Origin of the sequence: Streptomyces liangshanensis, assembly GCF_011694815.1 — a bacterium.
GTDB classification, from domain to species: Bacteria; Actinomycetota; Actinomycetes; order Streptomycetales; family Streptomycetaceae; genus Streptomyces; species Streptomyces liangshanensis.
This window is the reverse complement of record NZ_CP050177.1, coordinates 5,710,072-5,724,698: the sequence shown is the minus strand read 5'-3', so window position 1 is coordinate 5,724,698 and position 14,627 is coordinate 5,710,072. Positions and strand designations below refer to the sequence as shown.

Below are 14,627 nucleotides of genomic sequence, written 5' to 3'. Positions count from 1 at the left end.
ACCAACCGCCGGTCCCCAGGCCGCTGACCACCTCGGCCAGTCCTCGGCCGATCACCGACCACCGACCGGCCCCCGGGGCCGGTGACCCGCCAGTCACCGACCAACCGCCAGCCGGTCGCTGACCCGCTGGCCGGTCGCCGACCGACCGCCGGGCGGCCCCGGGCCGCTGACCACTCCAGCCGGTCCTCGGCTGATCGCCAACCCAGTCCCGCCCGTCGCCGACCGGTCGCCAGGCAGCCGCTGACCACCCCCGCGGGTCATCAGCTGATCGCCACCCGCCGGTCGGCCCCCGGGACGCTGACCGCGCCCCCGGTCCTTGGCCGATCGCCGATCGCTCACCGGCCGATCGCCGACCGCTCACCGGCCGGTCACCGACCCACCGGCCCCCCACCAACCAACCACCGATCACCGCCCCCCGGCCGCCCCGCGGCCACCCCCCTCAGCCGCGCGCAGCCGGCTCGCGGGTCGCCGGGCGGTCCTCCTGTGGGGCCTTCGCCGCCGGGGTGCGGCCCGGGAGGAAGAGGGCGACCACCGCCACCCCGATCAGCGCCACCGCCGCCGAGCCGAGTGCGGTCAGGTGCATCGCGTGCAGGAACGCGTCGTGCGCCGATTCGACCAGCGGGGCCCCTGCCGGGCCCAGCTTGCCCGCGACCGTGAGCGTCGCCTCGATCGACTCCCCCGCCGCGTCCCGCGCCCCCGCGGGGAGCGCGCCGAGGTGGCTCTCGATGTCGCCGCGGTACGAGGCGGACAGCACCGACCCCAGGACCGCGACGCCCAGCGCGCCCCCCACCTGGCGGAAGGTGTTGTTGATCGCCGAGCCCGAGCCGGCCTTCTCGCGGGGCAGCGCCTGCATGATCGCCACGGTCACGGGCGGCATGATGTGGGCCATGCCCGTACCGAGCACGAAGTAGTCGACGCACAGCACCCACACCGGCGTGCCCGCCGTGAACAGGGCGAACGCGGCCAGCCCGGCCGCCACCAGCACCATGCCCACGGTGCAGACGGCCCGCGCGCCGAACCGGTCGACGACCAGCCGCGCACGGGGCGCGAAGATCATCTGGGCGGCGGCGAGGGGCACGATCAGCAGCCCGGACTGGAGCGCGGTGTAGCCGCGCACGCTCTGGAGGTAGAACGCCGAGAAGAACGTCACGCCCATCAGCGCGAAGAACACCAGCGCGATCGCGGCGACGGCGGCGGCGAAGGCCGGCTTCTTGAAGTACGTGACGTCGATCGCCGGGTGGCTGCTGCGCTTCTCGTGCCACACGAAGCCGGCCAGGACGGCCACCCCGCCCAGCAGCGGCGCCAGCACCGAGACCTTGGTGAAGTCGGCCAGCTCGCCGCCGCGGATGATCCCGTACACCAGCAGGACCAGTCCGACGATGGAGAGCAGTACGCCCACCGGGTCGAGCCGCCCGGGTCGCGGATCCCGGGAGTCCGGCACCAGCAGGACCATCGCGACCAGGGCCACGGCGGCGACGGGGACGTTGACCAGGAAGATCGAGCCCCACCAGAAGTGCTCCAGCAGCAGGCCGCCGGTGATCGGGCCGATGGCTATGCCGAGCCCGACGCTGCCCGCCCAGATACCGATGGCCTTGGGCTGCTCGTCACGCTCGAAGACGTTCATCAGGACGGCGAGGGTGGCGGGCATCACGAAGGCGGCGCCGAACCCCATCAGGGCGCGGTAGCCGATCAGTTCGGCCGGTGAGCCGGACATGGCGGCCAGCGCCGAGCCGGCGCCGAAGACCGCGATGCCGAAGAGCAGCACCTTCTTGCGGCCGATGCGGTCGCCGAGGAGGCCGGCGGTGAAGAGGAGCCCGGCGAAGACGAGCGTGTAGCTGTTGATCGCCCATTCGAGCTGGCTCTGGGTGGCGCCGATGCCCTCGGGCGCGGGGGCGGCGATGGTCTTGACCGCCACGTTCAGGATCGAGTTGTCCAGCACGACGATGAGCAGGCTGAACATGAGCACGCCCAGGATCGCCCAGCGGCGGCGGTGGACGGCTTCGGGGACACGGGATGCGGCGGCGGGTGGCCCGCCGGACGGTGTGGACATGGCGAGCAGCGTAACGGCGTTTCGATACGAGACCGTCTCGTATTGGAAAGTCTTTACCCGGGCCCGACATCCCCACTTCCCGTGGACCGCTCCGGGATGCCACCATGGGTGTGGTCCGGGGACACCGTCAGGGTGCCTCGAGATGACGAAAGGGCCATCGGCCATGACTGCTCAGGCTGCGCACGACCAGCAGGAACAGCAGAACAAGCAGAGCCAGCAGAACCAACAGGAATCTCCCGCGGGGCGCCCCGCGGGCACCCCCCCATCGCTCTACGGCGGCAAGAGCTCCCGCCGCGTCACCGTGCACGACCTCGCCGCCGCCAAGGAGCGCGGCGAGAGGTGGCCGATGCTCACCGCGTACGACGCGATGACGGCCTCCGTCTTCGACGAGGCGGGCATCCCCGTGATGCTCGTCGGCGACTCCATGGGCAATGTGCACCTCGGGTACGAGACGACCGTGCCGGTCACGCTCGACGAGATGACGATGCTGTCCGCCGCGGTCGTACGGGGCACGAAGCGCGCCCTGGTCGTCGCGGACCTGCCCTTCGGCTCGTACCAGGAAGGGCCCGTCCAGGCCCTGCGCAGCGCCACGCGCCTGGTGAAGGACGCGGGCGTCGGCGCGGTCAAGCTGGAGGGCGGCGAGCGCTCGCACGGCCAGATCGAGTTGCTCGTCCAGGCCGGCATCCCGGTCATGGGCCACATCGGGCTCACCCCGCAGTCCGTCAACACCCTCGGCTACCGGGTGCAGGGCCGTGGCGAGGAGGCCGCCCAGCAGATGCTGCGCGACGCCAAGGCCGTCCAGGACGCGGGCGCGTTCGCCGTGGTGCTGGAGCTCGTACCCGCGGAGCTGGCCGCCGAGGTGACCCGCATCCTGCACATCCCGACGATCGGGATAGGCGCGGGGATCGAGACCGACGCGCAGGTCCTCGTCTACACCGACATGGTGGGACTGACCGGCGGGAAGGTGCCGCGCTTCACCAAGCAGTACACGAACCTCCGGCAGACCCTCGGTGACGCGGCGAAGGCGTTCGCCGACGAGGTCGTGGCAGGCACGTTCCCGCAGGAAGAGCACACCTTCCACTGAGCCGTCGGCCGACCGCCATCCGCCATCCGCCCGGCAGTCTGGGAGGGGCGCGCCTCCCGCCCGCCCCTCCCCCCCTCCCCTTGACCACTGCCGCGCGAACGACAGCCCGCCGATCGTCCCCCGTCGGCGGGCTGTCGCATGCCTGTCGGAAATCTGTAGGCGCGTTGTCGGTGGCGGCTGGTCCTATAGGGGCATGACGCGAATCGACAAGAACCCCAACGGCGGCCGCACCGGCAACGCCGTCGAGGTGCGGGGGCTGGTCAAGCACTACGGCGACACCAAGGCCCTGGACGGCATCGACCTCGATGTCCGCGAGGGCACCGTTCTCGGTGTGCTCGGGCCCAACGGCGCCGGCAAGACGACGCTCGTCCGCATCCTCTCCACCCTCGTCCAGCCGGACGCGGGCACCGCGATGGTCGCGGGGTACGACGTACTCCGCCAGCCCCGGCAGCTGCGCCGCACGATCGGGCTCACCGGTCAGTACGCCTCGGTCGACGAGAAGCTCTCCGGCTGGGAGAACCTCTACATGATCGGCCGGCTCCTCGACCTGTCCCGCGCGGACGCCCGCCGCCGCGCCGACGAGCTGCTGGAGCGCTTCTCCCTCACCGAGGCCGCGAAGAGGCCCGCGATGCAGTACAGCGGCGGCATGCGCCGCCGGCTCGACCTGGCCGCCTCGATGATCGGCCACCCGGCCGTGCTGTACCTGGACGAGCCGACGACGGGGCTCGACCCCAGGACCCGTAACGAGGTCTGGGAGGAGGTGCAGCGGATGGTCGCCGAGGGGGCGACGGTCCTGCTCACCACCCAGTACATGGAAGAGGCCGAGCAGTTGGCGAACGAGCTGACCGTCATCGACCGCGGGCGCATCATCGCCAGCGGCGGTGTCGACGAGCTGAAGGCGCGGGTCGGTGGCCGTACGCTCCAGATCCGCCCCGCCGATCCGGCCCAACTGGCCTCCATGGCACAGGCCCTGACCGACAGCGGCCTCGTCGGCCTGGCCGGTGCGCAGGCCGACGCCGCCGAGGGGCTGGTCCACGTGGCCATCCTCAGCGACGAGCAACTGACCGCGGTCATCGGCCTGCTGGGCGAGCGCGGCTTCGGCATCGCCAACATCGGCACGCATCTGCCCAGCCTGGACGAGGTGTTCCTGGCCATCACCGGCCAGAAGACCTCCCCCTCCGACGCGACCACCACCGGCGCTACCGCCGGTTCCGACACGACGCCCGAGGAGGTCGCAGCATGAGCACGACCACACTGCCCACATCCACCCCCGGGACGCCGGCCGGCGAGCCGGGAGACCGTTCGCCGCGCGCCGCCTCCGCCGGAGGCCGTACCGGTACCGCCTCCGTGGACGACGCACGGATCGGACTGCGGGCGAACCTGCGGCACATCGGCGCGCTCGTGCGCCGCAACGCGCTCCAGATCAAGCAGGACCCGGAGTCGATGTTCGACGTCCTGCTGATGCCGATCATCTTCACGCTGCTGTTCGTGTACGTCTTCGGCGGCTCCGTGGGCGCCAGCCTCGGCGGGAGCCGTGACGAGTACGTCAACTACGTGGTGCCCGGCCTGATGGCGATGATGGGCATGAACATCGCCATGGCGGTGGGCACCGGCGTCAACGACGACTTCCGCAAGGGGGTCATGGACCGGTTCCGTACGATGCCGATAGCGCGCTCGTCGGTCCTCATCGCGAAGATCGTCGTGGAGATGGGCCGCATGCTGGTCGCCACGGCCATCCTGCTCGGCATGGGCTTCCTGCTCGGCCTGGAGATCAAGTCCTCGGTGTTCCACCTCTTCGCGGCGATCGGGCTGTCCACGGTGTTCGGCGCCTCGCTGATGTGGATCTTCATCCTGCTGGGGCTGACGATGAAGACCGCGCAGGCGGTGCAGGGGGCGGCGATGCTCGTCCTGATGCCGCTGCAGTTCGGCTCCTCGATCTTCGCCCCGCCGTCCACGATGCCGGGCTGGCTCCAGTCCTTCACGGACTACAACCCCCTGTCCAACCTGGCCGACGCGGCCCGAAGCCTGATCAACGACCAGCCGGTCGGACACTCGGTGTGGCTGACGCTGGCGTGGTCGGCGGGGATCACCCTGATCTCGATGCCACTGGCGGTGGCACGCTTCCGCAAGAAGTCCTGAGGCGAGGGGGGTTGCGGGGAGGGCGCTGCGGGGCGGGGGCTCTGCGGGGCGGGGTTGCTGGGTGAGGCGGCCCTGCTGGGCGGGGGTGCGGGGTGAGGTTGCCCTGAGGGACGGGGCGGCCCTGCCGGGCGGGGTGACTCCTGCGGGGCGGGGTGGCCCTGCCGGGTGGGACGGCTGGGCGGGCCACCTCTGCCAGCAGGGGTGGCCTTGCGGGGCAGGGTGACCCCGCTGGACGAGGCGGCCCTGCCGCGCAAGGTGGCCGTACGGGACGGGGCGGCCCTGCGAGGCGAGGTGACCGTGCCGGTGCCGGGCGATGACGCCTGCCAGGTGGGGGTGGCCTGCGAGGCGGCGGGATGGGGCGAGATGGCCCTGCCGGGCGGCGCGGCCCGAGCGGGGCGGCGCGGGCCCGTTCGCGCATGCGGACAGACCGTCAACTCCCCACCTGATCCGCATGCGGGCAGCGGCCCAGTCCGTAGCCCCGGGCCTGGGCGGGGGGGACCCGGCTCGACCAGGGCGCACTTGGACGTGGTTGACCTGCCGGGTGAGGCGGCCCAGCCTGATCCGGCCGCCGGCAGCCGCTCCGTCGCGGCGCCGGGCCGGGGCGAGGGGACCCGGCTGGGCCCGGCGGGGGCGGCCGGAAGTCAACTGGACCGGGGCACCGTGACAGGGCGGCGCGCCTGGGCGGGGGCCCAGGTGGGCGGGGTGAGGTGGACCGTTCGCGCTCGCGGACAGGCCATCGCTCCCCACCCTGGTCCGGACACGAGCAGCGGCCCTTCCATCGCGCCAGGGTGGCGCCCAGCTGGGCCAGGCGCCTGGGCGGAGCACGCAGCAGTGCACTCAAGCGAGGCACGCGCGCAGGGCGCGTAGAGGCCAAACTCACGTCCCGGCGCCCGGCGCCCGACCTGGGGCCCCGGCCACCCGCCTCGGCCGGCGGCCTCCAACCCTCGGTGCCGGCCCTCGGTGCCCGGCCCCGGCGGCCAGCCGCGACCCACCGCCCCACGCCATCACACGCGGGCGGCGGCCTCTTCCAGTGAGAGGTGGGTGCCTTCCGCGTATGCCGTTGCGAAGGCCTTCTCGTCGTCGTCGAGCGCGGACAGGACGGCGCGTCGCGAGGCGGCGAACAGTTCCTGTTCCGTCGGGGGGCGGAAATGGCCCTCGGGGGTCAACGCCTCGGACGCGCCGAGCAGTCGGGCCGCCTCGCGGGCCCGCTCCTTGTCCTGCCCCGCCAGGCCCGCCAGCCCCGCCAACGCCCAGGCCGCCGTCATCAGGTAGCCCGCCGCCATGTGCGGAGCGACCATCTGGGTCAGGATCGAGTGGGACGCCCGCAGCGCGACCCGTACCGCTTCGAGCGCCTCCGCGTACCGCCCGTCCTCGCAGTCCAGCCAGGCGTACGCCCCCTTGATGAAGCCCTGGAACACGGCCAGCGTCTCGTGCTGGAACGCCTCCGCGATCACGTCCAGGTGCTGCCGGGCCTCCTCCCTGCGCCCGGTACGGCCCAGCCGCAGCGCGAGGAAGAGCCGGGCCGCGATCAGCGACTCGTGCGAGACGTCGTTGCTGTCGTCCAGTACGGCGCGCAGCATCGCCTCGCCCTCGGCGGCGCGGTCCGTCTCGAACATGCTGCTCGCCATCCGCGCCCGCAGTACCGCGATCTGGCTCCGGGCGCCCAGGCTCTCGGCGTGGCCGATCGCGGTGGCGAAGTCGGCGACGGCGAGCTCGTACTGCCCGCGCCTCTCGCGCGCCTCGCCGCGCGCCGACAGCGCCTCGGTCCTGCCCCAGGCGTCACCGAGGGCGTCGTAGATCTCCAGGGCGCGGTCGGCGTCCCGGTCGGCGTCGTCGGCCCACGCGCCGCGATTGGCGAGGATGTTGGCCCGCATCTGGAGCGCGCCGGCCAACTCCCAGTCGAAGCCGAACCGTTCGCAGGCCGCCACGGTCTCGTCGAGGACCTCCCTGAGGCGGGCGTCGCCGCCGCTCATCAGGGTCGAGAAGAACCAGAGCGAGGCGGGGAAGCGGCAGGTCTGCGGCAGCCCGGCCCGGTAGACGGTGGCGACGCTCCGCAGCCAGTCCTGCCGCTCGGGGGCCGCCCACTCGTCCTCGGCGTGCTCCAGGGTGACCATCTCGACCACGCGTACCTGGCGCCGGGCCTCGATCAGCTGGTCCTCCGCCATGGGCGGCGGGAGGTCCGTGCACCGGAGGTACAGGGGCGGGGCGGGTTCGGCGGGCGGGGCGAAGGGGTCGGGGCCGAGCGACGCGGCGGCCGTGGCCCACTGGCGGCCCTCGGCGCGCATGTCCCGCATCGACCAGAACCAGGCCAGCGACAGGACCATGCAGAGCACCTCGTGCTCGTCGCGGGCGGCGACGGCGCGGCGCAGGGCGGTACGGAGGTTCTCGTGCTCCAGCTGGAGCAGGGCGATGGCGGCGAGTTGGTCGGGGCCGCGGAGCAGAGGGTCGGTGGTACGGGCCAACTCGCGGTAGTGCACGAGGTGCCGCCGCTCGGTGGCGCCCCGGTCCCCGGCCTGGTCGAGCCGCTCGGAGGCGTACTCGGCGACGGTCTCCAGGAGCCGGTACCGCATGTCCCCGTCCGCCGAAGGGGCGGCGACGACAAGGGACTTGTCGATGAGCGACCCGAGGAGAGCAGGCACGTCAAGCCGACGAACGGGGTCGGGGGTGGGGGGCGCGGCGGGGGCGGCCGCGAGGGCGGCGGAGTGGCGGGCGGGGGCGCCCGGGGTCACGCCGGTGGCACCGGCAGAGCCGCCCGGGGCGATGCCTGAGGGGTCGGCGGGTTCGCCCGGGGGCAGGCACGCGCGACGTGCGTCATCGATCGGGAGCGTGGCGGCGCCACCTGCGGGGTCGCCCGGAGTCGCAGCCGGGCGACGGGCGGGATCGTCCAGCGTCCCGCCGGGGGGATGCGCGGGATCACCTGCGGGACCGGCGGGGTCGCCGGGTGTCACGCCCGCGTGACCGGCGGGGGCGTTCGGGGGTGTGGGGGCGCCACCTGCGGGGTCGCCCGGAGTCGCAGCCGGGCGACGGGCGGGAGCGTCCGGCCTCCCGCCCGAGGGATGCGGGGGATCAGCTGAATGCGCGCCTGCGGGACCATCGGCGGGGGTGGCAGGGGGCATGCCCGCGGGGACGGCAGGGGGCGTGGCCGCGGGGGTGGCAGGGGTGTCCGGGGGTGTGGCGGCGCAGACTGCCTCCACCGCCGGGAGGGCGCAGCCGCCTGCGAAGACGGACAGGCGGCGCAGGACGGCGCGTTCGGGCTCGTCCAGCAGGTCCCAGGACCAGTCGACGACCGCGCGCAGGGTCTGCTGGCGCGGGAGCACCGTCCTGCTGCCGCTCGTCAGCAGCCGGAAGCGGTCGTCCAGGCGGTCGGCGATCTGCCGAGGGGACAGCAACCGGAGCCGGGCGGCCGCGAGTTCGATGGCCAGCGGCAGCCCGTCGAGGCGCCGGCAGATCTCCGCCACGGCCTCCGGGTCGGCCTCGGGATCGAAGTCGGGGCGCACCGAGCGGGCCCGGTCGGTGAACAGCCGGTGGGCGGACCGGGGCGACAACGGCTCGACAGGGCGTACCACTTCACCCGGCACCCCCAGCGGCTCCCGGCTCGTGGCGAGGACGGTCAGGTTGGGGCAGCGCGAGAGCAGTTCCTCGGCGAGGGTGGCCGCGGCGTCGATCACGTGCTCGCAGTTGTCGAGGAGGAGGAGCATGTGGCGGCGGGCGCAGTGTTCGGCCAGCCGTACGAGCGGCTCGCCGACCTGCCGGTCGACGGCCCTGAACTCCTCCGCCCCCGCCCCGCGCAGCACGGTCTCCCGCGCCCCGAGCGAGGTGAGGACGGCTTCGGCGACGGTGTCCGGGTCGTTCACGGGGGCGAGTTCGGCCAGCCAGACGCCGTCGGGCCAGGCGTGGGAGGCGCGTTCGGCGGCCTCCTGCGACAGCCGGGTCTTCCCGGCACCGCCGGGTCCGAGGAGCGTGACGAGGCGGGCACCGGTGAGGTCGGCGCGGAGGGCCTCGATGTCGGCCTCCCGCCCGACGAAGCTGGTGAGCCGCGCCCGCAGGTTGCCCCGGACGACGGCGTGTGCTGACGCGTCCCGCGAAGCCTCGGGGGCGGTCGCGTGCTGGTTGCCGGGACCGGTGGCTTGCCCGTCTAGCTGTGGGCGACCCTGTGCGTCGACCTGCCAGTCACCCTGCCCGTCGCCTTGTCCGTCGCCTTGTCGACCACGCTGTCCGTCAGCTTGTCGGCCATGCTGTTCGCCGGCCCACCAGTGGTCCGGACCCCGCGCTCCCTGGCCCTCTCCCCGCCCTGATGGGCCGGGGCCCGAGTCCTCCCGCACCTGCCCCGATCGCACCCCACCCGATGGGCCCGCGCCCGGCCACGATCCGTCCCGCCGGACTCCGGCCGACTGCCAGTCGGCCGACTCGCCCCGCGCGGAGCCGCGTTCGGGCGACGGTCGTGCGTCGTGCGTGCGCGGCGTCGTGCCCGGGGCGGCCGGGAAGGAATCGGCGCGTGGCGCGGTACGGTGTGCGGCGCCGCCCGTGTCCCGTCGGCCCGCTCCCGGGCCCCGCCCACCGCCCTCGTGCAGCAACTCCGCGTGCAGTGCGCGCAGTTCGTGGCCCGGGTCCGTGCCGAGGCGGGTCGCCAGGTCCCGGCGGACCTCGTCGTACGCCACCAGCGCCTCCGCCGTGCGGGACGCGTCGCGCAGGGCGCGGATGCGGAGGGCCTGGAGCGGTTCGTCGAGGGGGAACTCCTCGCACAGCGCGGCCAGTTCCGGCAGGGCCTCCTCGGCGCGGCCCAGCGCGAGCGCCGCCGTCAGCCGGGCCCTGCGGGCCTCCAGCCGCCGGGTGTCCCAGCGCAGCGCCTCCGACGCACGGTCGGGCAGGTCGGCGAGCGCGGGACCCTGCCAGAGGGCGAGCGCCTCGTCCAGGAGTACGGCGGCCTTGCCCGCGTCGCCGTCCTCCAGCGCCCGCGCGCCCTCCGTCGCGAGGCGGCCGAAGCGGTGCAGGTCCACGTCGTCCTCGTCGGCGGTGAGCCGGTACCCGCCCTCGGAGGACACCACCGCCTCGCGTCCCAGCGCCCGGCGCAGGCGGCCGACCAGCGCCTGGAGCGCCGCCACGGCGTCGGCGGGCGGGTCTCCGTCCCAGACCTCGTCGACGAGCACCCCGACGGGAACGCTCCGCCCGGCCCGTAGCGCCAGCACGGTCAGCAGCGCACGCAGCCGCGCACCACCGAGCGCGACGGGCGTGCCGTCGTGGTGGAAAGCCTGGGCGGTGCCGAGGAGTCGGTAGCGCATCCGTCCATTGTCACCGCCTCACCGGATCGACGGAGTCGGCGGGGCCGTGGCAGGCAGGGCGAACGCGGGACACCGGTGTCCCGCGGCGCAAGCACGCCAAGGCGCCCACCGACCGCCGCGCGCCGCGCGGACCCTCGGATACCTCATGGCCCGCGCCCGCCGAACGCCGCGCGCCGGCCTCGACCCGCCGCGCGCCAACGACCCCGTACCGGCCACCACGTACGCGCCCACCGGCCGCCAACCGCCAGGGTGCAGCCCACCTCCCGCCGCCCACCGCAGCGTGCCGATGCGTGCCGCCCACGGCGTAGCTCCCGCCGCGTACGACCCCGCCGACCTCAGTCCACCGCGCCTTTCTGCCCCATACCGGCCACCACTCACACGCCCACCGGCCGCGGCCCTCCGCCCACAGCGCACCACCGCGTACGGCACACCGTGCGTCTCCCGCCCTGTACCGACCACGGCGAACGAACTCGCCACCACCGACCACCGCCCGCCGCCCGCGTCCTCCGCGCACTTCCTGCCCCGTACCGGCCGCCGCGTGCACGCCCACCGGCGCCGACCAGCACCGACAGCGCACCACCGCGTGCGGCCCACCGCACACAGACCACCGCGTGCCGCCCGCGTCCCGGCTCCCGCCGACCACCACGCACTTCCTGCTCCGTACCAACTACCGCGTACACACCCACCAGCCGCCGACCGCCGCGTGTCGCCCAACGTGTGCCCCACACCTCCCGCCCCGTCCGGCCGCCACGTACGAGCCCACCGCCCGCTGGCCGCAGTCCGCCGCGCGCCTCGTACCCGCACCGCGTACGGGCCTGCCAGCCACCAGCCCCGTCCGCCGCCCTGCCCGTGCGACCGTCACGCACCTCCCACCGCGCCCCTCCCACCGCCACCCGCAACCGTCGCCCCCGTACCGACCACCACGTATGGGCCCGCTGGCCCCGCCCGCCGACCATCGCGTGCCCACCTCCACCCGCCGACCGCTTTGCGCCTACCACCGCGCGCCACCCCGCCGCCTGCGCCCACCTCGGCCGGCCGTGCAGCGACCACCGTGCGCCAACCGCCCGGTACCGGCCACCACGTACGCGCCCGCCGGCCGCCAACCGCCCGCCGCCACGTGCCACGTGCCACCCGTCACCTACGCCCACCACCCACCACCGCCCGCCACCCCCACTCGCCGCGCCCCACCCCCCGCGGGAACCCGGCCGCCCGGCGGGGCGTTTTCCGCGCGTCACGAGTACGGTCGTTCCGCACCGGCATCCGCCGCCCAGGAGACCCAGGAGACCCACCCATGACCACCGCAGCCACGCGCAGCAGCGATCGGCGGATCTCCCCCGTCTTCCTCGGCATCGCCGCCGTCATGGCGGTCTCGGGATGGGCCGTGTGGACGGACTTCTCCGCGAACCCCGGCGTCGCCGTCTTCCTCTTCGTCACCGCCGCCTGGATCGTCTCCCTCTGCCTGCACGAGTACGCGCACGCCCGCACCGCCCTCCACAGCGGGGACATCTCCATCGGCGGCAAGGGGTACCTCACCCTCAACCCGCTCAAGTACACCCACGCGCTGCTCAGCATCGTGCTGCCGGTGCTCTTCGTGATCATGGGCGGGATCGGCCTGCCCGGCGGCGCCGTCTTCATCGAGCGCAACCGCATCCAGGGTCGCTGGAAGCACAGCCTGATCTCGGCGGCGGGACCCCTGACGAACGTGCTGTTCGCCCTCGCCTGCACCGCCCCGTTCTGGCTGCACGCGCTGGACGGCGTGCCGGCGACCTTCGTCTACGCCCTCGGCTTCCTCGCCCTGCTCCAGATCACCGCGGCGATCCTGAACTTCCTGCCCGTCCCGGGCCTCGACGGCTACGGCGTCATCGAGCCCTGGCTGTCGTACAAGATCCGCAGGCAGGTGGAACCGTTCGGGCAGTTCGGCCTGCTCGCCGTCTTCGCCGTGCTGTTCATCCCGTCGGTGAACGCGGGCTTCTTCGACCTGGTCGACACGGTCCTGAGCGGCCTCGGCATCCCGTCGGACACCAACATCACGGCGTGGGGCCAGAACCTCTACCGCTTCTGGACCGACCAGAGCCCGTTCTGCCAGCCGTAGCGGGAGCGGGAGGGGAGGCGGGAGCGGGAGGGGGAGCGGGAACTCCAGCAGCGGCCGCCCGCGGCTACGCCCCGTCCGCCGCGCGCTGTGCCTTGGCGCGGCGCAGGTAGTACCACGCCATGTTGGACGAGAGCCCGGCCAGCAGCAGCCACACGACGCCGAGGAAGCTGCCCTGGACGAAGGAGACCACGGCCGCGACCACGGAGAGGGCGCAGACGGCGAGGGCGTACACAGCGAGGCGGGGCATGACGGTCGGCTCCTGTCGGGGGCTTCCTGGGCGGCGGTGCTCGCCTGGCGGCACCGCGGTCGTACGGGGTCAGTCTCCCCCACCCCGGGCCCGCGACGGGCTCCGGGGCGCCACCCCGGTCCCGCCGCCGGACGCCGCCAGACGCCCGCTGCCCGCCGGACGCCGTCAGACGTCCGTGACCCGCAGGCCCGCGTGCGCCTTGTACCGGCGGTTGACCGAGATCAGGTTCGCCACCAGCGACTCCACCTGGTGCGCGTTGCGCAGCCGCCCCGCGAAGACACCCCTTATGCCCGGGATACGGGCCGCCAGCGCCTGCACGATGTCGGTGTCCGCGCGGACCTCGCCCAGCACCATCACGTCCGTCTCGATCTCCTCGACCGCCGGGTCCTGGAGCAGCGGGGCGGAGAGGTGGTGGAAGGCCGCGGTCACCCGGGAGTCCGGCAGCAGGGCGGCGGCCTGCTCGGCCGCGCTCCCCTCCTCCGGGGTCAGGGCGTACGCGCCCTTCTTGTCGAAGCCCAGCGGGTTCACGCAGTCCACGACCAGCTTGCCCGCCAGCTCCTCGCGGAGGGACGTGAGGATCGCGGCGTGCCCGTCCCACGGCACGGCGACGATCACCACGTCGCTGCGCCGCGCGCACTCCGCGTTGTCGGCGCCCTCGACGCCGTGCCCCAGTTCGGCCGCCGCCGCGGACGCCCGGTCCGCCGCGCGGGACCCGATGATCACTTTCTGTCCGGCCCGCCCCAGCCGGTAGGCGAGTCCGCGTCCCTGGTCTCCCGTACCGCCGAGCACTCCGACGACCAGACCCGAGACGTCGGGAAGGTCCCAGGGGTCCTTGGCGGGGGGCTTGGGCGCGCTGCCACTGTCACTTGAAGTCATACGGCGGAGCCTACTTGCCGCACTACTCACAGGTAGGCCCGCCCGCGCGCGAGCTCGCCCGCTCCCGCGCGGTCCCGTTCGGGTGAGGTGCGATGGAGTGGGGGCGGCGGGGGCGGGGTGTCGGGCAGGATGCGCGCCATGGATGCCGTACGTGTCGCGCTGTTACGTGAAGTCCTGGCCGGTACGGAGTGGTTGTCGGCGACCCGGCGGTTCGCGGGGACCCTGCGCTCCTCCGTCGTACCGCACGGCGGGGGGCTGTTGCTGGTCGGGACCGAGGAGTACGAGCCGTGGCACCTGGCCGCGCACCTGACGGACGAGGCCGCCTGGTCGGGGCAGCCCGAGCTGGATCCGACGCTCGTACGGCACCGGGTCCGGGACGGCGACCCGGCCCATCTGGCCGTCGGGCTCGGGCGGCTGGAGGCGGCGGGGCGCGGGGAGACGCTGTTGGTGGTGGCGCCGGAGCGGCCGGACGCCGGGCTGCTGGAGCGGGTGCACGACGCGCGGCGGGCGGGGGCGACGGTGCTGTCGCTCGACGGCGGTGACGCGGAGGTACGGGGTCTGGCGCACGAGGCGCTGACGGTGGCGGCCGCCGACGCGGCGCACGGCGTGGACCTGGACACCGTGCAGCATCTGGTGAGCGCGGCGGCCGGCGAGAACAGCCTGCCGGCCCAGCGGGGGAAGCGTCGCTTCCGCGACCGGCTGTCCCGGCTGGCGGACCAACTGACGGCGCCGCCGCCTTCACGCTGGTGAGGGAGCGCCGGGCGCCTTGAGCCGGGTGGGAGGACCGGGGCCCTTGAGTCGGCGGAGAACCGGTCCGCCCGGCGAAATCCGGTTGCCCGCTACAGCCTTCCGCCCGCAGC

At 74.1% G+C, this 14,627-nt stretch carries 9 protein-coding genes; 5 read left to right on the top strand and 4 right to left on the bottom strand.

Annotated elements, in window-relative coordinates; all coding sequences use genetic code 11:
- Nucleotides 1–439 precede the first annotated feature (439 nt).
- Nucleotides 440–2,050, bottom strand: a complete 1,611-nt coding sequence (locus HA039_RS24845) for an MFS transporter (protein WP_167033566.1) — start codon at nt 2,048–2,050, stop codon at nt 440–442.
- Between the two features lie 163 nt (nt 2,051–2,213).
- Between HA039_RS24845 and panB the strand changes: the two genes are divergently transcribed.
- The 3 genes from panB to HA039_RS24830 all read left to right on the top strand — a co-directional run bounded on the left by panB (nt 2,214) and on the right by HA039_RS24830 (nt 5,273).
- Entirely contained in the window at nt 2,214–3,134 is a 921-nt protein-coding gene (panB, locus tag HA039_RS24840) for a 3-methyl-2-oxobutanoate hydroxymethyltransferase (protein ID WP_167033564.1), read from the top strand.
- 193 nt (nt 3,135–3,327) lie between these two features.
- Nucleotides 3,328–4,377 carry an ATP-binding cassette domain-containing protein gene (locus tag HA039_RS24835; RefSeq protein ID WP_167033562.1) on the top strand — a complete coding sequence of 350 codons (1,050 nt, stop codon included), beginning with the start codon at nt 3,328–3,330 and terminating at the stop codon, nt 4,375–4,377.
- Nucleotides 4,374–5,273, top strand: coding sequence for an ABC transporter permease (locus HA039_RS24830; RefSeq protein WP_167033560.1), 900 nt, complete (start codon nt 4,374–4,376; stop codon nt 5,271–5,273). The genes HA039_RS24835 and HA039_RS24830 overlap by 4 nt, the downstream gene beginning before the upstream one ends.
- A gap of 1,004 nt (nt 5,274–6,277) precedes the next feature.
- On the opposite strand, the gene HA039_RS34655 is transcribed toward HA039_RS24830, so the two are convergent.
- Nucleotides 6,278–10,552 (bottom strand): AfsR/SARP family transcriptional regulator, encoded by a 4,275-nt coding sequence (locus HA039_RS34655; protein WP_208298706.1) that lies wholly within the window; start codon nt 10,550–10,552, stop codon nt 6,278–6,280.
- A 1,291-nt stretch (nt 10,553–11,843) separates the two neighbouring features.
- Here HA039_RS34655 and HA039_RS24820 point away from each other — a divergent pair.
- Nucleotides 11,844–12,644 carry a site-2 protease family protein gene (locus HA039_RS24820; RefSeq protein ID WP_167033558.1) on the top strand — a complete coding sequence of 267 codons (801 nt, stop codon included), beginning with the start codon at nt 11,844–11,846 and terminating at the stop codon, nt 12,642–12,644.
- 64 nt (nt 12,645–12,708) lie between these two features.
- Here HA039_RS24820 and HA039_RS24815 read toward each other — a convergent pair whose 3' ends face one another.
- Both HA039_RS24815 and npdG read right to left on the bottom strand, forming a co-directional pair.
- Complete coding sequence (locus HA039_RS24815; RefSeq protein WP_167033556.1) at nt 12,709–12,891, bottom strand: hypothetical protein; 183 nt, start codon at nt 12,889–12,891, stop codon at nt 12,709–12,711.
- Nucleotides 12,892–13,056: 165 nt separating this feature from the next.
- A complete protein-coding gene (npdG, locus tag HA039_RS24810; RefSeq protein ID WP_167033554.1) occupies nt 13,057–13,767 on the bottom strand; it encodes an NADPH-dependent F420 reductase in 711 nt (236 codons plus the stop codon).
- A 138-nt stretch (nt 13,768–13,905) separates the two neighbouring features.
- Between npdG and HA039_RS24805 the strand changes: the two genes are divergently transcribed.
- Nucleotides 13,906–14,517, top strand: a complete 612-nt coding sequence (locus HA039_RS24805; protein WP_167033552.1) for a hypothetical protein — start codon at nt 13,906–13,908, stop codon at nt 14,515–14,517.
- The last annotated feature ends 110 nt before the right edge of the window (nt 14,518–14,627 follow it).

What these genes read in the sequence shown, in the direction of transcription:
- HA039_RS24830 (WP_167033560.1), top strand. Translation starts at nt 4,374, where the DNA reads ATGAGCACGACCACACTGCCCACATCCACCCCCGGGACGCCGGCCGGC.
- npdG (WP_167033554.1), bottom strand. Translation starts at nt 13,767, where the DNA reads ATGACTTCAAGTGACAGTGGCAGCGCGCCCAAGCCCCCCGCCAAGGAC.
- HA039_RS24815 (WP_167033556.1), bottom strand. Translation starts at nt 12,891, where the DNA reads ATGCCCCGCCTCGCTGTGTACGCCCTCGCCGTCTGCGCCCTCTCCGTG.
- panB (WP_167033564.1), top strand. Translation starts at nt 2,214, where the DNA reads ATGACTGCTCAGGCTGCGCACGACCAGCAGGAACAGCAGAACAAGCAG.
- HA039_RS24805 (WP_167033552.1), top strand. Translation starts at nt 13,906, where the DNA reads ATGGATGCCGTACGTGTCGCGCTGTTACGTGAAGTCCTGGCCGGTACG.
- HA039_RS34655 (WP_208298706.1), bottom strand. Translation starts at nt 10,552, where the DNA reads ATGCGCTACCGACTCCTCGGCACCGCCCAGGCTTTCCACCACGACGGC.
- HA039_RS24820 (WP_167033558.1), top strand. Translation starts at nt 11,844, where the DNA reads ATGACCACCGCAGCCACGCGCAGCAGCGATCGGCGGATCTCCCCCGTC.
- HA039_RS24835 (WP_167033562.1), top strand. Translation starts at nt 3,328, where the DNA reads ATGACGCGAATCGACAAGAACCCCAACGGCGGCCGCACCGGCAACGCC.
- HA039_RS24845 (WP_167033566.1), bottom strand. Translation starts at nt 2,050, where the DNA reads ATGTCCACACCGTCCGGCGGGCCACCCGCCGCCGCATCCCGTGTCCCC.